The following is a 21,038-nucleotide window of genomic DNA, read 5'->3' on the forward strand; positions in this document are numbered from 1 at the left end:
ATTAGTCCTCCTTTTCTTCCTACTAATTAACGGACATTTAATTTGATAGATTTCTACTTTTAAGTGGTCAATCTATATCTTGGACGTACAACTACTCACTACTCACTACTCACTAATCCACCTCCTTACGGTTTCCCGCAATAATTACTTCTTCTTTTAGATTAGTTTAGAAGCTAATTAGAATTTAAAAGAAAAACCATGCGAATAAATTGGTATCAATGCAAGCACTGTGGCATCGCCATAAAAAAAGAATCAACGCCCAGCAGCGCCGGCTGCTCGGTAAAATCATTTCATAGTTGGTCCAAATTAGGAGAGGTGGGTGACACCAATTATAGTTGCAGAAAATGCGGTACCACGATCCAAACTAAAAGTACACCTTCTAGCTCAGGATGTCCTCAAAGTACTTTTCATTCTTGGTCGAAACTTTAATAATAATCTTCCTAAAATTGCGTACCTTCGAGACTCTCCCTAATTAGTTTATTTTAACCCTGGTGTCCTTTGCCTAGGCAGAGGAATGTTTTATATTTGATATCAAAGATTTATAAAAAGAGTTTAATCATAATTTTCCACATTGAGTTCGAACCAAATTGACCAAACAGATTTAACCTTTTTTACTAATGAAGATGGACATTCCTTATTAAGTAGGTTTCAATCTACATTAAAAGACACACAGTTATTTGATGTTCTTGTAGGCTATTTCAGAGCCAGTGGATTTTACCAATTGTACAAATCACTAGAACCAGTAGAAAAAGTAAGAATTCTTGTTGGACTCAGTGTTGACCGTGATTCGTATGACATCATGCAATACCATGAAGAAATTGGCGCCATTGATTTCGAATCTCACCAGCGCACGAAAAAGAAATATCAGGAAAATCTAAAAACTGAAATTGAGACGAGTCAAGAAAATGATAACAAGCTTGAAATTGGAATCAGAAAGTTTATAGAGTTTCTGCAAACCGATTGCAAAGATCCTGAAATGGATAAAGCCTTTCATGGAAACGGAAAGAAACTAGAAATTAGAGCTTATCCCTCGAAAAATATTCACGCCAAAGTTTACATAGGGAAATTCAAACCAGAAGATAGAGATTATGGCTTTGTAATTACCGGTTCAAGTAATTTCTCTGAATCAGGCTTTGTTGCTAATCGAGAATTCAATGTTGAATTACGCACAAAGCGAGATGTTCTTTTTGCAGAAGATCAATTCAATTCTTTATGGAAAGAATCTGTTGACATTTCCGAAGACTTTATTGACACGATTACAACTAAGACCTGGTTGAACGATCAAATCTTACCTTATGAATTGTATTTGAAACTTATCTATGAATATTTAGAAGAAGATATAAATCTAGAAGACCAATTTGAACCATTCCTTCCAGATGGTTTTATGAAACTGAAATATCAGCAGCAAGCCGCTATTCAGGCCAAGAAAATTTTGGAAACCTATAATGGTGTTTTTCTTGCAGATGTGGTAGGACTAGGAAAGACTTTTATAACCGCTTTGCTTTTACAACAAATTCAAGGAAGAACCTTAGTGATTTGTCCACCAGTATTAAAAGATTATTGGAAAGATTCCTTGTTCGATTTTGGTATTAGAAGCTTTGAAGTAGAGTCACTCGGGAAACTGGAGCATATAATTAAAAAAGGTCTAGACCGCTACGATCATATAGTGGTAGATGAAGCCCACCGCTTTAGAAATGAAGGCACACAGTCCTACGCCAATTTGTTGGACATCTGTAGAGGTAAAAAGGTGATTTTAGTAACTGCTACACCACTAAATAATACTGTTGACGACATTTTTGCACAGCTTAAATTATTTCAAGCTCCTAAAAACTCAACTATACCCGGTGTGCCTAATCTTGAAAAGTTTTTCGCTAGTCTAAGGACTAAGCTTTCAAAAATGGAGAAAGACGATCCTGAATACAAAAAGCTTATTAAAGAAGTTTCAGATGATATCCGAAATAGCATTTTACGTTATGTAATGGTTCGAAGAACTCGATCGGATGTTATGACCTATTTTCAAGGAGATATGAAAAAACAGGGCTTATCTTTTCCTGACTTGGACAATCCCCGAAAGATAGTTTATGAGTACAAAGGAGAGTTAGAAGAGATTTTCAAGGAGACTATCGTAAAGCTACATGAGTTTATTTACGCACGATATACACCTCTACTCTATTACATTGGGAATAAAAATCTGAGTGAATTCGAAAAGCAACAACAACGAAATGTTGGTGGCTTTATGAAGGGAATCCTAGTAAAAAGACTAGAAAGCAGTTTTCACGCTTTCCGCCAAAGTGTTGACCGTTTTATAATCTCTTATGAAAAGTTCATTGACATGTATCATGCGGGCACTATTTACATCAGTAAAAAGGTAGATGTCTATGATTTAATTGAGAGTGATAACATTGAGAGACTAGAAGAATTTGTTGATGATGAAAAAGCACACAAATACGATTCTAAGGACTTTAAAAAGGAATTTGTTACTAAACTTGAATTCGATTTAGAGATTTTAAGAAGTGTCCAGAAGCTATGGAAAAAAGTCAATTCTGATCCTAAACTTGAACAGTTTATTCGGGATTTAAAAAGCACAAAGGAACTTAAGAGTAATAAGTTGGTAGTGTTCACAGAATCGAAAGAAACAGGAGATTATATTTACGAAGCTCTGATAAAGGAATTTCCAAATCAAGTGATGTTTTATTCCAGTAAAGGTGGTCGTCATTCAAATGACACGCTTACTTCCAATCATGTAATTTCTCGTGATTTAATTACGGCAAATTATGACCCTAACAGAAAAGTTAAAGAGCAAGCCAATGATTTGAAAATCCTAATTGCAACGGATGTATTAGCTGAGGGTATCAACCTTCATCGCTCCAATACCTTAGTTAATTATGATTTGCCTTGGAATCCAACTCGTGTTTTACAAAGAGCTGGTCGTGTAAATCGTTTGGGCAGTAAATTCTCAAAAGTTCACATATTCAACTTCTTCCCTACTACACAATCTGACGAGCATCTAGGTCTTGAAGTGAACATTACCAACAAAATCCAAATGTTCCATGACATACTTGGTGAAGATGCTAAATATTTGAGTGACGGAGAAGAATTTGGAAGTCAAGAATTGTTCAACACTTTGAACAGCAAAAAAGCTTACACAGGAGAAGATGGAGAAGGCGATTCTGAATTGAAGTATTTAGAATTGATGCGAAAAATTCGGGATGACAATCCTGACCTTTTTGACAAGATTAAGAACTTGCCTAAAAAGGCACGTTCAGGATTTAAAAAAGAACTTATCGAAACAGACCGTTTGGTGACCTTTTTTAGAATAGGTAAACTCAAAAAATTCTATTTAAATCAAGAAGGAAAAGCAAGTGAAGTTACCTTCTTTGATGCTGTGCATGAATTGGAATGCGATCCAAAAACCAAACGAGCTCAAATACCAAATGATTACTACCATTATCTACAAACCAATAAAACTCGGTTTGAATTGGATACCACCATTGGTGATGAGCCAACCAAAGGTTCAGGTGGTCGCTCCAATGCCAAATACATAGAAACTCGTTTAAAAGACCGCTCATTTAAAAACTTCAAGGGCTTTACGGATACCGATGACGAGTTTATCAATGGAGTTAAAGAAATGCTGTTACAGGGTACCATAGCAAAAAAAACAGCTCAATTGATTAAGAAAGAATTGGAGAAAACACTAGACCCAATAGTCACGCTTAACATTTTGAGAAAACATATACGATTGATTGCCATTGAAGGCAATAATAACGCAAAGAAATTTCAGAAAAGAGAAGTCATTCTCTCTGGCTACATTATTAAATAGAAATGGACAAAAAAGCAGCCATAAATCTAATAGAAGATACGTTCAATGCTCATTTTAGCGAAGAGCAGTTTACCCTTTTTGCAAGGAACCTACTGAATGATCTTGAGCCAAAAAGTAATGCCTATAGTGGTAATTACATTTGGGACGATTACAAAGACCACATTAACACCTACAAGCGAATTGGCAAGTACGTTGACCCAGAAGGCGAAGCATTAGATGTGCTTATTGTGGAGGTAAAAAGTGTACTTAAGTTAGAAAGGGCTCGTACAGCTTTACGAAACTTTGTTATTAAGCATTTGAGCAAGTTTGAAAAGGACTATGCATTGGTCGCTTTTTATTCCAAAGAAGATGAAGGCGCAGATTGGCGTTTTTCTTACATCAAGCTTGAATATCGATCTGAATTAGATGAAGCAAAAGGCAAAGTAAAAACCAAGAAAGAATTCACCCCAGCCAAGCGTTATTCATTTTTAGTGGGTGAATACGAAAAAGCCCATACCGCCAAAAATCAGTTACTTCCTTTACTACAGAATATTGCCAACAACCCTACGGTTGAAGAACTAGAAAGTGCTTTTAGCATTGAAAAGGTTACAGATGAATTCTTTAACCAATACAAAGACCTTTATGTAAAACTCTTCGAGCATTTTGAAAATGACACGCATATTAAAGCAGAGTTAGCCAAAGCAAACATTGACAATGCACGATTTACAAAAAAGCTGCTAGGGCAAATCGTATTTCTCTATTTCTTACAGAAAAAAGGATGGCTGGGTGTACCAAAAGACCAAGTATGGGGCAAAGGTCAAAAACGTTTTATTCAGAATTTATTTGACCAATCTCAAAGTGAAAACGCAAACTTCTTCAAAGACAAATTGCAGTTCTTGTTTTACGAGGCTTTGGCCAAAGAGCGAAACAACGATAACTCGTTTTACAAAAAATTCAATTGCCGTATCCCATTCTTGAATGGTGGTTTGTTTGAAGCCGAATATGATTGGCAAAATGCCAATATTTCCATTCCTACCTCACTTTTCAGAAATGAGGAAAAAAATAAAGCTGGAGACATTGGTACAGGAGCTTTGGATGTGTTTGACCGTTACAACTTTACAATTAAGGAAGATGAACCACTTGATAAAGAAGTAGCCGTTGACCCTGAAATGCTAGGTAAGGTTTTCGAGAACATGCTCGAAATAACTGAACGCAAAAGCAAAGGAGCTTTTTACACCCCTAGAGAGATTGTGCATTATATGTGTCAGGAGAGTTTGATTCATTATTTAGATAATTCCTTGAATGATACAACTGCAAGTTATCAAGCTATAGACAGCAGTCAACCAGCTCTATTTCCTGGCTCTACAGATAAAAAAGGTAACCTTAAAATAGAATTAGAACACAAAGGAAAAGTTACAGTTCCAAAAGCAGATATTGAAACTTATATTCGAGAAGGTCATTTTGCCTTAGAAAACGACCAACGTGTAGCGAATACGGGTAAAGAGACCGCAGCTTATAAATACCAATTACCTGAAAGCATTCGTCAACATGCGGAACTGATTAATACCAAATTAACCGAAATACGCATTTGCGACCCTGCCATTGGTTCGGGTGCTTTTCCCGTGGGTTTATTGCACGAATTAGTGAATGCCATGTTGGTGTTAAAACCGCACTTTAGTGATAAATACTTAAAAGAAAAGTTGGTAAAGCTTGGTTTTGAGAATAATGGCGAAACACTGAGCGTAGTCGAAGTGAACGAAAGCCGCTACATCTATCGATTAAAACGCCACATTATACAGGAAAGCATTTATGGGGTAGATATTGATGCATCTGCCATTGACATTGCCCGTTTGCGTTTATGGCTCTCTTTAGTGGTAGATGAAGATGATTTAGACCCAATTGAGACCCTACCAAACCTTGACTATAAAATTGTTTGCGGCAATTCACTGATTAATTTTCCCGAGAATTGGAAAAGTTCAGTTTCTGAAATAATTGAATTAATGAAAGACCAATTTTTCAATGAAACAAATGCCGATATTAAAAAACAGCTGAAAATAAGTATCGATGACGTAATTGCGGATAGAATGTCATCATCCGAAAAGACTTTTGGTATTCAGATTAATTTTGATTTCAGACTATATTTTTCTGAGGTTTGGAATGAAAAAGGAGGGTTTGATGTGGTAATTGGCAACCCACCATATGGTGCTAAGCTAACTGCTGAGGAGAAAAAGTTTTTTAAGGGAGAGTATTCTGATGTTCATATGCGTACTCCCGACACTTTTAACTATTTCATTTCTAAAGGCTTTAGACTGCTACACAATGGCGGTGTCTTGACTTATATCGTTCCAAACAATTTGTTTTTTCAATCTGAATACGAAAAAACAAGAAGGTTTCTTTTGTCAAAAAATCAATTTCATATTGGCATTAACTTAGGTGATGGCGTGTTCAATACGGCTACAGTCCCGTCCAGTATATTTTTATCTTCAAGACAGAATAGAGGAATAAATAATTATTTCTATTCGGATATCAGAAATGTGAATAAAAAACAAATCGACTTCAATTCTATATTTAAGAAAGAATCAATTTCATCAACATTAAAAGTTCCTGCTTCTGTTTTTGGTATTACTCAAGAGGAGTTTGGCATTATTGAACAACTAAGGTCTGTATCAGTAACTATCGATGATATTGCCGAAGAAATGGCAAGTGGTATCTCAACTGGAGGTGATAAAATTTTTAGAGTTGCAGATGTATTAGCTGAAGAGCTGAAATTAGAAAAAGACCTTCTAAAGCCAGTATTAGTTGGTGGAGAAATTGATAAATATAGACTTCAAGATACTCACCATTCTGTTATTTATACTGATCGAGCTACTCAAATTAAGGATTTTAAAGCTACTGAAGCATACCTGTCAGAGTTTAAGGATAAACTTTCTAAAAGAAGTGAAGCAAAGTCAGGAGTGATGCCTTGGTTTGCCTTAAATAGACAACGGTATCCAAATTTATTTGAGGAGGATAAAATCATTATGCGCCAAACCTCTGATAAAATAAGGGCAACATTTGACCAAGATGGATACTATGTCATCGATAGTATTCTAGTTTTTAAAAAGGATAGCAGCTGTGATTTTTCATATAAATATCTTCTTTCAGTACTCAATTCCACTGCTTTATATTTTCTCTATGCAAAATTCACTCAAGAAGGTGGTCGGACTTTCGCTCAAGTTAAACCTTTAAATGTAAGGAAGTTGTTCGTCCCAAAAGCAAATCAAGATAATCAAAAGTCAATATCCTTACTTGTTGATTATTTGCTCTTTTGGAATCGTTATAAGGAAAAAAACTCAATAGAATCTCAGCTTTTTGAATCAGTACTTGACACAACCACTTTCGAGCTGTTTTTAGGTGAAGAACTTAAATCGGCAGGCAAAGAAATCTTAAAGCATTTGGGAGATTTAAAACCCATTACAGATCAGATGAGCGAAGAAGAAAAGTTAGCCATTATCCAAAGTGAGTTTGAGCGTTTGTATGACCCCAACCACCCTGTCCGCTATGCCATAGAAACCTTGGATAGTATTGAAGAGGTTAGGATAATTAAAGAGGCGTTGAAGTAATTATGAATAGAAATATAATATACTATGACTGGGTACCATTCTTTGGAGCTATTTGCGAGAAAATTTTAGAATTTACATTAGAGCCAGCAACTCAAGAAAAGAAACTTATAGAAGCAGCTAGTAAAACTTTTCAGCCTGACCATGCTATATTAAAGTACTCAACCATTGATCCGTTTTCATACATTTATGCTTTAGCGCAACGTAGCACCAAAAACCAAAGGAAAGATACCTTTACTAAGGCTAAAGATGCATTTGGACTTGATGTGGAAATACCAACAGATTATATTTTTCCAACACCAACGCCCAATACTTTAAGTCTTTTTTACTCAAAAGGCAATTACATTAATAAAGATGGCAATACTGTTGGTAATGAGTGTTTATGGAAATTGTTTGTTCAGATTTTTCAAGATGAGCGGATTGATGAAAATGACTTTGGTAAGGTATTGTCCATAAAAAACGTGGGATTCACCAAGATGAGTCAAGCAATGTTCTTGATAAATCCGATAAAGTACATTCCATTCGATACACAAATGAATTCTTTGCCTGTTCCTGATTTAGCCGATTTGAAGCAAGTTGTTTCTAAAATAGACCAAGCAGGTTTTTCCTTTTATCTAGATTTAATTAAAAAGCTCCAAAATGCTTTTTCTGGCTGTGAATTATATGAAATAAATCTACTGAACGTACTAATAAATTCAAGAGACCGAGATCAATTGAAGGTTTCTAATAAGTATTGTCAGATCAGTAGTTGGGCTGATGGCCAAGAAGACAGTGACTATTTTTCAGATTTTGTGTCTCAAAATGCTGTATGGACTGGAGGCTCTGCCGGAAGAACAGGTGCCAGAGTTTATCCATTAACGGATTTTGACCGTGGTGATATCGTACTTGTAAGAAGAGGAACTAAATGGCTCGGAGGAATTGCGATAGTAGTAAATAATGAGTATTTGCCAGATGGATATAGTGATGAAAGTAAAATTCAAATTGTTTGGCTGGTTAAGCAAAATAAGAAAATTGAAGGCACAGGTTTAGGTCAGTGGGATGGCTTCAGTAACGCATCCGATAATACCATACAAAAATTCAGGGAATTATACCCGAGGACATTTTCTTTTCTCGATTCAATTAGAACAATTCAAAAAGTTATGATAAATCATTCAGAACAAAAATATAAGAACCTGATTTTGCAGGGTCCTCCCGGGACAGGTAAAACTAGACTTGCTAAACAAATAGCAGAGTGGCTAACAAATGATGAAGAAAAGTCTAATTCACTGATAGAAGCTATCGACAAACAAATTTTTCAAAAAGAGCCTGAGGTAGAAGATAACGAACAGATTAAACTGATTCAATTTCACCCATCTTACACCTATGAAGATTTTGTAAGAGGAATAAGAGTCGGCACTGAAGGGGAGAAAATAAAATATGATGTTGAGAACAGAATTTTCGCTTCATTTGCTGAAGAAGCGGCAAAAACGGAGAACCAAGACAAAGCATACGTACTAATAATTGATGAAATCAACCGAGCAAATCTCACCTCAGTTTTAGGTGAATTAATATATGCCCTTGAATATCGAGGCAATAATGTGAGTTCATTGTATAAACTAAAGGATGGCGACCATGAAATCATGTTGCCTCATAATCTTTACATCATTGGTACTATGAATACAGCCGATCGAAGTGTTAGCCATATAGATTATGCTATTCGTAGAAGATTCACTTTTATTCCTGTACCATCCCATGACTTAGCAATTATCCATGATAAAGCAAAATCACTTTATGCAGCGATAAAGCAAATATTCGATGAACATACTTCGCCAGAATTTGATCAAAACGACATTCAAATTGGCCATAGTTATTTCTTGGTTAATGATGATGAAATTGGAATGAAGTTGAAGTATGAGATAAAACCATTACTATTAGAATATATTAAAGATGGCGTATTACTTGAGTCTGCGCGGACAAAAGTGAAAGATTTGAATGCCTGAATCCATCATACATATCAACGAAAATAAATACTGTTATGCTTTAACGGAAGAAGAACTGGTTGCATTACTCAAAACGCCTAATAAGTTGGTTGAGTCAATTGAAATTCCAAACAAAAGATTTCAAACAGGTTATTTTATTGGCCTAAGTTGGTTGGCGGATACTGAAAAAGTGTTGTATGTAACGCCAAAGTTAGATTCAACTTCTCGGCAAATAGATTACTTGAGCATGCTCTCAGAAAGTTTAAAGCATCCTGAAATAGTCAAATATGCGGATGATTTATTCAAAATTGAATTTGACCAACCACCGATTAAAATCAATCAGCAGCAAGATTTAATTACGCCTCTTATTGTTGTTTACTTTCTTCAAATAGTGCAGGTAATAATACGCAAAGGGCTCAAAAAAGGATATTTCAAAGTTGAGAAAAATCTTTATGGAAAAGTGAAAGGAAAAATTCGAGTCTCACAAACGCTGAAACAAAATGCATTCAAAAGCAAAAATCTGAATACCATCTGTTCTTTTAATGAATTTGGGCTTAATCATCCTGAAAATCGGATTTTGAAAAAGGCACTTCTTTTTTTGCGCAGGTACTTAAAGATGCGTCAGCATAAGGATAAAGGATTGGAGGCCGTTTTGAATTTCATACTTCCGGCATTTGAAAAAGTGAACGAAAATATTAGTAACAGTGAAGTGAAGTCTGTGCGTCACAATCCTTTTTATTCTGAATATTCAAAAGCTGTAGAATTGGCGATAATCATTTTGAAGAGGTTTGGCTTCAACATTAACTTTATAAAAGAAAATGAGGAGATCGAAGTTCCTCCATTCTGGATAAATATGCCATTGATATTTGAATTGTATGTCCTTGGTAAACTCAAAGATGCTCTAGGTAGAAAAGATATCATTTTTCAATCTAGCGCGAATTATGGAGAGCTTGATTTTCTACGGGTCACTAAGGGGAAAGAAATGGTAATTGATTCAAAATATAAGCCTCAATATAAAGACGGTCGATATGAAATAGAAGACATACGCCAATTGAGTGCATATGCAAGAGATAAAGGGACGCTAAGTAAATTAAGTATTCATCCTTCGGAATGGGGTTATACCATTTTAAACTGCCTTATTGTCTATCCGGATCAAACAGCCGAAAATTCATTGACAGAATGCAACCTTTATGAAACTCCAATTAAACAATTTGAGAAATTTTACCGAGTTGGAATCTCGATTCCAGAAATTCCTAGCAAATGAAAATCAAAAAAGTTGAGATAAAAAACTACAAAGCCTTCTACGGTAATAACGAGTTTAATGTAGCTGGAAAGAACCTCTTCATTTATGGAGAGAATGGTAGTGGAAAAAGTTCATTTTACTACGCTTTAAAAGACTTCTTTCAATCTTCTTCAGAAATACTGGATTATGATGAAACGGAGAATATATTTCTTACGAAAGCACAAAAAGGAAAAGGCTTTATTAAAGTTACGTTTAACCCTGATAAAGACGGAACAACAACCGACAAAACCTATACATTAAATAAAAGAACAAAAGACACCTATATCGCCGGTGACACCAGTATTCGGGATGCCATAAAACTTAAAAGTTTTTTGACCTATAAACATCTTTTAGGTATCCATAGCATCAAAAAAGACAATGAAATAGATTTGTTCAATCTCTTGATTAATGGCGTTTTGAAGCACTTTAAAAGTGTGGCAATTACTGGCACAAAAGAGTTAGGCGAGCTTTGGGAAGATGTAGAAAAAGCAGTTGCCAAATCCACTCAGGGACGAATCTATAACATAACTAATAAAAAAGCAGATGTAGATAGGGTGTTTAATGTTTTCAACACAGCATTTAAGAGATTATTTCAACCCGGGAGTGTGGAAAATATTCTAACCTATGCTCAACCGATTTTAGATAAATTCGGACACAATATAGTACTGGATTTACATTATACTCAAGCGAAGCCAACTGTCAAATATAATGATATAGAGCGAAACCATGTTAGAGTAAAAATAAAATATCAAAATAAAAATATTGATAAACCCCATATTTTTTTGAACGAAGCACGGTTATCTGCAATTGCTATTTCTATTTACTTGGGAATGATTAAAAGACATATTCAAGGATTGCCTTGCAAGATTTTGTTTTTGGATGACATTTTCATTGGTCTTGATATTGGTAACAGGCTTCCTTTATTAAAGATTTTGGATGATGAGTTTTCAGCTTATCAAATATTTATTACTACTTATGATAAGCCTTGGTATGAGTTCGTGAAGTCAACCTATTTGAATGGGAACAACGCATGGAAAAGCTATGAATTTTATGCCCGAAGGACAAGAAAAGGATTTGAAGTCCCAATTGTTAAAGAGAATCATTCAAACTCTCATATCCAAAACTATATAGATAAGGCAGAAGAATTTTTTAATCAAGGCGAAAATAAAGGTTCGGGAGTATACCTTAGATCTGCTTTCGAATTTATCCTAAAAACTTTCTGTTTTAAAAAGAAAGTTCCAACTCCATTCTGCTTGGATAACTCTAAAATGAAAACCAATGATTTCTGGATTTCTGTAAAAAAGTATAAAACAACACATCCAGCTTGTGGATTAACATCAGCTACGACAACTCAGATTGATCATTATACCAATTTAGTCTTGAATCCATTGAGCCATCACGACATGAATAAACATGAGATAAGGGCTGAGATACAAGGTGCTATTACTGCTCTTAAGAATTTAAAAACAGAATTAGATGTGTAGTTTTAAGAAATAAATTAATGCAGCGACTACCATTCATACCCGATCAAATTTATAATCGCAGAGCCGATATTCATGCCCGGTATGGAGGAAATTGGCAAAGTGGTATCTGCCCTTCCTCTACCTATCCGTATATTTTTATTTTTTCTGGGAAATCGGGTAAGCAACATGGCTATCAAGATGGTTGGGACAATCCAAATGTATTTTCCTATACGGGAGAGGGCCAATCGGGAGATATGGAATTTACACGTGGTAACTTGGCCTTAAAGGATCACCTACTAAATGGTAAACGTGTTTTCTTATTCGAGAGCGAGGAAAAAGGATTTGTTCGATTTATCAGTGAGGTAGAATGTTTTGATGTCGATTATTTTGAAACGCATGACACCTTAGGCAAAACACGTATTGGTATTAAATTTTTCTTTAAGAGAATTGGGGTTTCACTTCCCCTTATTCCCAATAAAACTAGACAAGTTTCTGAACCGCCCTTATTAGTAGATTATGCTGTTACGCCACCCAACGAAACGGAACGAAAAGGATTAGTTACGTCTCGCGTGGGGCAAGGAGCCTATCGTAAACGGATTATTCACCGTTGGGAATACCAATGTGCCGTAACTGGATTTGATAAACTAGACGTCCTAATAGCCTCTCATATTGTACCCTGGTCCAAATCTAATGATAATGAGAGATTAGATGTGCATAATGGGCTCTTGTTATCCCCAACCTACGATGCCCTATTCGACCGCCACTTAATAAGCTTCGAGAATAATGGTAAAATTATTTTATCCAACGCGATTGAATTGCAGGCCTATGAAAAAATTGGGGTACACGGAACAGAGAAAATAAACAAATTAAGCCCATTTAATTTGGGCTATTTAGATCGCCATAGAGACCAGTTCAATGAAAATAGTTAAGGTAGTCTGCGGAATCATATATTTTCAAGATAAGATTCTGCTTGCTCGTAGAAAAGAGGGTAAAAGCATGGCCAGTAAATGGGAATTTCCCGGTGGTAAAGTGGAAACGAATGAGTTAGAAATCGAAGCCTTGCAACGCGAGCTATTAGAAGAATTTGGGATGGAAGTGATTGTAAAAGAGAAATTTGCAAATAATATCCACGATTATGGAACCATTTCCATTAATCTTATAGCATATAGCTGTGATTTTATAAGCGCCACTTTTAAATTGACAGATCATGATGCCTATGCATGGGTATCCCCTGTAGCACTCCACACCTATGACTTGGCAGCAGCAGATATCCCTTTTGTAGCTTTGATAAACCAATCATAACCTCAAAAAAAAGGGGACCCTTTCGAGTCCTTAAGAAGGAACGTAGCACCCTGTCATTCTGAGGGAGTACAGCGACCTCAATACCCCAGTAAAGGAGTAAAAAACATGCAGTTAGGAAATTTAAACTCTTATCTGCTGCCTGCTGGCAGACATGACAGCAGGTTTTCACGACATAGGTTTGTCTGTAGGATCCTTTTCTTCAGTATAGACGGCAGTTTTTCGTTAAAAATTCGCGAAGCCTTGTAGGGAATTTAGAAAAACTGCGGCGGTTTTATCGACCCAAGTCGATGAAAATACCTATGAAATCGTAGATTCACGAACTCAATAAAATATTAGCGTGTGAGTAAAAGGATAGAGGGGCATTTTCTTTGCAACTTTCTTTTTGCCCTGAAAAAGAAAGTTGAATTAAAAATTGATTACGATTCAGAGCAAGCATAGCGACTGAAGAATCTAGAGATTCCTCTCCGCCGCGGCGGATCGAAATGACAACCGCATGTCATTCAGAGCGAAACAACGTAGAGCGAAGAATCTCACAATTAACACTCCACCTATCAAATCGGGACCATATAGATAAAGCTTCTCGATACATTTTTTCGCGCTGCGCACTCAAAAACACTCGAAGTGACACTACTGTGACTTTGCAAGAACTCCAAACTTCGTGCTTCTAGCTTCCAACCACTCACAACTCACAACTCACAACTCACAACCCACAACTCACAACCCACAACTCACAACCCACAACCGACAACCCACAACCGACAACCCTCAACCCACAACCCACAACTCACTCCTCACTCCAAACCTCACATTTTAACGAACCCTTAATACCAAAACAACAGCCATTTTTATATCTTTGAATCCTTAGGCATGGTCAAACTCATTACGATAGCATTTTCTACGCTGATTCTTTTTCAAAGTGTCAATATTAGCTTTGTAGATATTTCAAAGTTCAATACCCTATTGCAGCACGCCGAATTCCATCAAAAAGCCTATGGCGATTCCTTTATGGATTTCCTCGCCGAGCATTATGGTGACACCGAATTTGGTCACGAAGCAGACCACGAAGAACACGACGACCTACCCTTTAAGCACAACCATCAAAGCTGTGTGCACAACACGGTTACCTTTACCCTTCAAGCCTGGAGCTTTGGTCTAGCATACATGCCCTACTCCGAGGTTCCTTTGAATTTCTTTTATACCGAATCATCCTCCCTTTTTGAAAAAGCTTCTGTTTTTCAACCTCCAAAGTTCGCATAATTCATACCTGATTTTAATCATTTTGTAAAAAGCGGTGAAACACTAGCTTTTGAATCTTTTTATCGTACGAATTATGTTAGAGCACATCATAAAATTTAGCTTAAAGAATAAGCTCATTATCCTCCTATTTATAGCCTTTATTGCCGGTTTCGGAATTTATTCCCTCACCAAAGTGCCCATAGGTGCTGTCCCCGATATCACCAACAACCAGGTACAGGTCATTACTACCTCTCGCAATCTGTCCACCCAAGATGTAGAGCAGTTTATCACCTATCCCATAGAGCTCGAAATGGCCAATTTACCGGGGGTAGTGGAAATCCGTTCCGTATCGAAATTCGGCCTCTCTGTGGTTACCATTGTTTTTGAAGACAAAATGGGAACCTATCTGCCGCGCCAACTCATAGCCGAAAAAATTAAATCGGCCGCAGAGAAGATCCCCGAAGGCTTTGGCTCGCCCGAAATGGGCCCCATCACCACAGGCCTGGGAGAAATCTACCAATACATCCTCGATGTCGAACCCGAGTTTAAAGACCACTACACCACCACCGAGTTGCGTACCATCCAAGACTGGATCGTAAAACGACAGCTGTCGGGCATTCCGGGTGTTGTCGAGGTCAATACCTGGGGCGGCTATTTAAAGCAGTACGAAGTGGCGCTCAATCCGAAGCAACTGAATGCCATGAACATATCGGTGGCCGAGATCTTTGAAGCCCTAGAAAAAAACAACAGTGTGGCCGGTGGTGGCTATATTGAAAAGACCGACAAAGCCTTCTTTATTCGTGGCGAAGGATTGATAGGCTCCCTAACCGATGTCGAAAACATCGTTGTTAGAAATGACGGTGTGCCCATTTACATAAAGGATGTCGCCAAGGTGGGCTTTGGCAGTGCCACCCGCTTTGGTGCTATCACCGGTAATGGCGAAGGCGAAAAAGTACTCGGACAAGTAATGATGCTGAAGGATGGGAATTCGAAAGAAATTATCAATGCCGTAAAAGAGCGAGTGGCGCTCATACAAAAAACACTCCCCGAAGGCGTTTACATCAACGGCTTTTTGGAACGCACCGAACTCATAGACAAAACCACCTATACCGTTGCCGAAAACCTCATCCTCGGATCGCTTATCGTCATATTTGTAGTGGTATTGCTGTTGGGCAATTGGCGTTCGGGCCTGGTGGTGGCTTCGGTAATTCCACTGAGTTTACTGTTTGCCATTTCGTTTATGCACATCTTTGGGGTAGATGCCAATTTGATGAGCCTGGGGGCTATTGATTTCGGGATCATCATTGACGGTGCCGTGATTATCGTCGAGTTTATCGCCTTTAAAATCATGTCGCAACATGGGTCGATTATAGGCTTAACCAAGGTCGAACGGCAAACCAAGATTGATGCCATTACCTTAAAAAGTGCCTCCAAAATGATGAATTCTGCCATCTTCGGGCAACTCATCATTCTTATCGTTTTTATCCCCATTCTCTCGTTGAGCGGTATTGAGGGCAAGATGTTTCGGCCCATGGCGCTCACCTTCAGTTTTGCACTCATCGGAGCCATGATATTCTGTCTGACCTATGTTCCGGTGGTGTCTTCCCTATTCTTAAAACCGAAGCCACAAAACGAAAAAGGCATTTCGGCACGCCTGCTTAACTTCTTAAACAAAGTCTATAGGCCCACCATTCATTGGGCATTGCTCAATAAACGCAACGTCATTATTATTTCCAGTGTATTATTGGTATTCAGTATTTGGATTTTTAGCCGAATGGGAGGCGAGTTTGTACCCACCTTGGACGAAGGCGATTTTGTGATTCAACCCGTTCTGGAAACAGGGACCTCCCTGAGTAAAACCATTGAGATCACTACCAAGATTGAGGATATTTTGCTTACCAATTTCCCCGAAGTGGATCAGGTAGTCACACGAATTGGTGCTGCCGAAATTCCCACCGACCCCATGTCTATGGAAGAGAGCGATGTGATCATCAGACTAAAACCTAAGAAGGAATGGACTTCGGCCAAAACCAAGGACGAATTAGCCGATAAATTCAAAGAGGCACTCACCGTGATTCCGGGGATGGATGTTGAATTTACCCAGCCTATCGAGATGCGCTTTAACGAGTTAATAACCGGTGTTAGAGCCGATGTGGCTGTTAAGATATTTGGCGAAGATCTAACTATTTTGGCTTCTAAAGCGGAAGAAATAAAACGCCTGATCCAAAATGTGGAAGGTGCTTCCGATATCATTGTGGAAAAGGTGGAGGGCTTACCGCAAATGAGCATCACCTTTAACCGAAGCAAAATTGCACGCTACGGCCTAAATATATCCGATCTGAATAGAATGATTTCTATGGGATTTTCGGGCGAAACCCTGGGACAGGTTTTTGAAGGTGAAAAACGCTTCGATCTGGTGGTCCGACTCGATGAAGCCCATCGTAAAAACCTGGAAAGCATTCAAAACCTATATGTCGATACCCCCGGTGGCATAAAAATACCCATGAGCGAATTGGCCGAAATAGAATACACCACCGGACCTGCAAAAATATCCCGTGATGACACCAAGCGCCGTATTGTGATTGGTATTAATGTACGGAACAGGGATTTGCAATCGGTAGTGGACGATGTGCACGCCATCATTGATACCAAGGTAAAATTACCTCCGGGCTATACCATTACGTATGGAGGTCAGTTTGAAAACCTGCAAAGTGCTAAAGCACGTCTTATGGTAGCGGTGCCGGTGGCCCTAGTGCTCATTTTTATACTGCTTTATTTTGCCTTTGGCTCGGTAAAAGAGGCCTTGATCGTGTATTCGGCCATTCCGCTGTCGGCCGTTGGCGGTATCCTGTTTTTATGGATCCGGGATATGCCTTTTAGTATTTCGGCAGGGGTTGGTTTTATTGCCCTATTCGGAATTGCAGTACTTAACGGTATTGTCCTCATCGAACATTTTAAAGAACTCAAACGCGAAGGCATAGTCGATGTGGAAGAACGTATAAAACGAGGCACCACCGAGCGGTTGCGACCGGTGATACTCACGGCCGCTGCTGCCGCCTTAGGCTTTTTGCCCATGGCGATATCAACCAATGCGGGTGCCGAAGTACAACGCCCCCTAGCCACAGTGGTTATTGGCGGATTGATTACTGCCACCATCTTAACCCTAGTGGTATTGCCGGTACTATATGCCTGGTTTGAAGAAAAAAAGGAAATTAAAATGAACAAAAAAGGAATCATTACTAGCCTTGTTGTGTTGCTCTCATTCACCATGAACGCACAACAGAAATCATTGACCATAGACGAAACTATTGATCTGGCGATCGAAAACAATGCCGATGTTAAGGCCTCGTCTCTAAAAGTGGATGAAGCCGATGCACTGGTTGGAAGTGCCTTCAGTTTTGATAAAACGGCGCTCTATTATAATTATGACGAAAGCAATCTGGCCATCAATGGCGAGCCTCTAAGGGTGTACGGAATCTCGCAGGACTTTAAATTCCCCACCGTTTATTTTGCCGAAAAAAGGGTGAACAAGGCGCAGTTTAGGGTGCAACAATCGCAGCACAACATCAAACTGCAGAGCTTAAAGCGAGATGTGTATACGGCGTATTATATGCTGAGCTATGCCAAAAACAAGGCAGAAACCTATCGGTTTTTGGACAGTTTGTTTCAGAATTTCTCCAAAGCGGCAGCACGTCGTTTTGAGTTGGGCGAGACCAATTATCTTGAAATGATTACTGCAAAATCCAAGCAAAAACAATTAGAGAACCTCTACAAACAGGCACAGCAGGAAGTGGTTATAAATACCGAGCTCCTAAAAAAAGTAGTGCAGGCAGATTCGGTTTCAATAGTAGATGAACCTCTTGAGAAGTTAGCTTTGCAAGCGCTCCCCACCGAAGAGCATATTGGTTTACGCTATTTTGAAGATGCGAAAGATTATTACAAGGCATTGCATCAAAGGGAAAAACAAAGTCTGTTACCCGATTTAAATGCCGAGTATTTTCAAGGCTCCAACAGCAATTTGGATGCGACCATCAAAGGCTATCAATTTGGAGTGAAAATTCCCTTGTTGTTTTCGGGTCAGGCTTCAAAAATAAAGGCTTCGAAGATTGCACGAGAGATCGTTGAAGAGCAGCAGCAAGATTATAAGGTAAAACTCAATGCCGAATATAGATCCTTGTTAGCAAAGCTTCAGCAGTACGACGATGCCATAGGCTATTATGAAACCCAAGGGAAAACGCTTTCCGAAGAAATTATAAAAACCGCAGCACGCAGTTTTAAAGAAGGTGAAATCGACTTCTTTCAGTACCTGCAAAGCATTGAAACCGCTAAGGACATTGAGCTGAGCCACCTTGAATATCTCAACAATTTCAACCAAACGATTATTGCCATTAACTATTTAATTTTATAAATCCCTCAAAAATGAAAAACATATATATAGTATTAATTTCACTGGTCTTTGTCGCCTGTGGAAATTCAGAAAAAACCGAAGAAGACACTGCTATAAGCACTTCTGAAATTACGCTCACCCAGCAGCAGTTTGACAGTGAACAAATGCAGCTAGGCACGGTGGCGGAACAGGCGTTTGACGAGACCGTAAAAGTCAGCGGTATGATAGATGTGCCTTCTCATAACAAATCGACCGTGAGTACTTTTGTGGGTGGTTATATCACCAATACCCCTTTGCTTATTGGGGACAAGGTTAAAAAAGGGCAGTTTTTGGTGTCCTTGGAAAACACCGAGTATGTTGAAATTCAGCAGCAATATCTGGAAGTTGCCGAGCAGCTTAGTTATTTAAAATCGGAATTCGAGCGTCAAAAAACACTGTATGAGGAAAAGATAAGCTCTCAAAAATCATATCTGCAGGCCGAAAGCACCTATAAAAGCGCGTTGGCACACTACAATGGGCTACGCAAAAAATTGCAGATGATGCATATTAATCCGACCTCGGTGGAGCAAGGAGCCATAACATCTACCATTAGTTTGTACGCCCCTATTGACGGGTATGTGACCAAGGTGCATGTGAGCAACGGCACCTATGTATCGGCTGCCGACCCAATCCTTGAACTCATTGACACCGATCATATTCACTTGGAATTGTTTGTGTTTGAAAAGGATATTCTAAACGTAAAAGAAGGGCAGCCTATTCGTTTTAGAATCCCCGAAGCATCGGACCAAAGCTTTAATGCCGAAGTGCATTTGGTGGGTACTGTTATAGACGATAAAACTCGCCGGGTAACCGTGCATGGACATATTGATGACGAACACACCGGTTTTATTGTAGGGATGTTTGCCGAAGCCGATATTTTGATAGAAAAAACAAATCGTTACGCCCTGCCTAAAGAAGCAGTGATTGAGGTTGACGATGACTTTTTTGTCCTGGTATTAAAGGAAAAAACCGATGGTGCATTCCATTTTGAAAAAGTAAAAGTTACCATTGGGAAACAAACCGAAACCTATATGGAAGTGATAGGCGCTGAAGGTTTAAAAGACAAGCAGCTATTGGTAAAAGGCACCTATATGTTGCTTACGGAGGGTGAAGGAGGACACGGGCATTAAAAAGGATAATTTAGTCGGTTTGAGAAATGACTAAACAAAGCCTGCCGTTAAGCGCTAATGAATTTTGTGCATCTCCAAAGCTGAAATAAACTACGCAATGTGGGAACAGGATTCATTTTCTATTCGCTTCGCAATAGAAAATGGGACATAAAGGGGACCGAGCGTATAGAAAATGTCCGGTGGACATTTTTAGCGAGGGGCCAGCCGGCGCGCAGGCGCTGGCTTCCGGGTACAAAAAAACCAGTTACATCCTGTAACTGGTTTTCTTAGTAGCGGGAACAGGACTCGAACCTGTGTCCGCCGCGGCGGATATGAGCCCAATGAATTAGTTGAAATCTACATGCTTGCTAATCCATGCTCGCCCAACTCCAGTCTTTAAGAATGACTCATACTCCAGCGCCTTTTGCTTATTATTAAAAAATTTCACGTAGACCACTCGCCATGGGCGATAGCGAACTGTCCATCCTTTTTTACCCAAAACATTATGTGATAAAAACCTGGATATTAAATTTCCAGTACATCCAATATATGTTTTAGAAAAAACATCAGACCAAAGGATATAAACTACAAATTCAGCCATAAAAAAACTCCCCAGAGTTATCTGGGGAGTTTCTAGTAGCGGGAACTGGACTCGAACCAGTGTCCGCCGCGGCGGATATGAGCCCAATGAATTAGTTAAAATCTACATGCTTGCTAATCCATGCTCGCCCAACCCCAGTCTTTAAGAATGACTCATACTCCAGCGCCTTTTGCTTATTATTAAAAAATTTTACGTAGACCACTCGCCATGGGCGATAGCGAACTGTCCATCCTTTTTTACCCAAAACATTATGTGATAAAAAC

At 38.5% G+C, this 21,038-nt stretch carries 12 protein-coding genes; 10 read left to right on the plus strand and 2 right to left on the minus strand.

Features of this window, described 5'->3' with window-relative positions; all coding sequences use genetic code 11:
- The first annotated feature begins 571 nt into the window (after positions 1-571).
- From K8F54_RS04285 to K8F54_RS04330, 10 genes are all read left to right on the plus strand, one after another.
- A complete protein-coding gene (locus tag K8F54_RS04285; protein WP_290787518.1) occupies positions 572-3,820 on the plus strand; it encodes an SNF2-related protein in 3,249 nt (1,082 codons plus the stop codon).
- Between the two features lie 2 nt (positions 3,821-3,822).
- Entirely contained in the window at positions 3,823-7,401 is a 3,579-nt protein-coding gene (locus K8F54_RS04290) for an N-6 DNA methylase (RefSeq protein WP_290787521.1), read from the plus strand.
- Positions 7,402-7,403: 2 nt separating this feature from the next.
- The gene (locus K8F54_RS04295; RefSeq protein ID WP_290787524.1) at positions 7,404-9,377 is read left to right on the plus strand and encodes an AAA family ATPase; all 1,974 of its coding nucleotides are present in this window, start codon (positions 7,404-7,406) and stop codon (positions 9,375-9,377) included.
- On the plus strand, positions 9,370-10,620 hold the full coding sequence (locus K8F54_RS04300) for a restriction endonuclease (RefSeq protein ID WP_290787527.1): 1,251 nt from the start codon (positions 9,370-9,372) through the stop codon (positions 10,618-10,620). The genes K8F54_RS04295 and K8F54_RS04300 overlap by 8 nt, the downstream gene beginning before the upstream one ends.
- A complete protein-coding gene (locus tag K8F54_RS04305; protein WP_290787530.1) occupies positions 10,617-12,122 on the plus strand; it encodes an AAA family ATPase in 1,506 nt (501 codons plus the stop codon). Before K8F54_RS04300 ends, K8F54_RS04305 begins: the two co-directional genes overlap by 4 nt.
- Before the next feature lie 17 nt (positions 12,123-12,139).
- Positions 12,140-13,030, plus strand: a complete 891-nt coding sequence (locus tag K8F54_RS04310; protein ID WP_290787533.1) for an HNH endonuclease — start codon at positions 12,140-12,142, stop codon at positions 13,028-13,030.
- A complete protein-coding gene (locus K8F54_RS04315; RefSeq protein ID WP_290787535.1) occupies positions 13,017-13,403 on the plus strand; it encodes a (deoxy)nucleoside triphosphate pyrophosphohydrolase in 387 nt (128 codons plus the stop codon). Before K8F54_RS04310 ends, K8F54_RS04315 begins: the two co-directional genes overlap by 14 nt.
- An 867-nt stretch (positions 13,404-14,270) precedes the next feature.
- On the plus strand, positions 14,271-14,660 hold the full coding sequence (locus tag K8F54_RS04320; protein ID WP_290787538.1) for a hypothetical protein: 390 nt from the start codon (positions 14,271-14,273) through the stop codon (positions 14,658-14,660).
- A 73-nt stretch (positions 14,661-14,733) separates the two neighbouring features.
- On the plus strand, positions 14,734-19,047 hold the full coding sequence (locus tag K8F54_RS04325; RefSeq protein WP_290787547.1) for a CusA/CzcA family heavy metal efflux RND transporter: 4,314 nt from the start codon (positions 14,734-14,736) through the stop codon (positions 19,045-19,047).
- Between the two features lie 11 nt (positions 19,048-19,058).
- The gene (locus tag K8F54_RS04330) at positions 19,059-20,195 is read left to right on the plus strand and encodes an efflux RND transporter periplasmic adaptor subunit (protein ID WP_290787541.1); all 1,137 of its coding nucleotides are present in this window, start codon (positions 19,059-19,061) and stop codon (positions 20,193-20,195) included.
- Between the two features lie 325 nt (positions 20,196-20,520).
- On the opposite strand, the gene K8F54_RS04335 is transcribed toward K8F54_RS04330, so the two are convergent.
- Together K8F54_RS04335 and K8F54_RS13940 are read right to left on the minus strand one after the other, a co-directional pair.
- A complete protein-coding gene (locus tag K8F54_RS04335; protein ID WP_290787544.1) occupies positions 20,521-20,775 on the minus strand; it encodes a GIY-YIG nuclease family protein in 255 nt (84 codons plus the stop codon).
- Between the two features lie 91 nt (positions 20,776-20,866).
- Complete coding sequence (locus K8F54_RS13940) at positions 20,867-21,019, minus strand: GIY-YIG nuclease family protein (protein WP_363299250.1); 153 nt, start codon at positions 21,017-21,019, stop codon at positions 20,867-20,869.
- Between the last annotated feature and the right edge of the window lie 19 nt (positions 21,020-21,038).

It is taken from the genome of Altibacter sp. (genome assembly GCF_019913785.1).
GTDB lineage: Bacteria > Bacteroidota > Bacteroidia > Flavobacteriales > Flavobacteriaceae > Altibacter.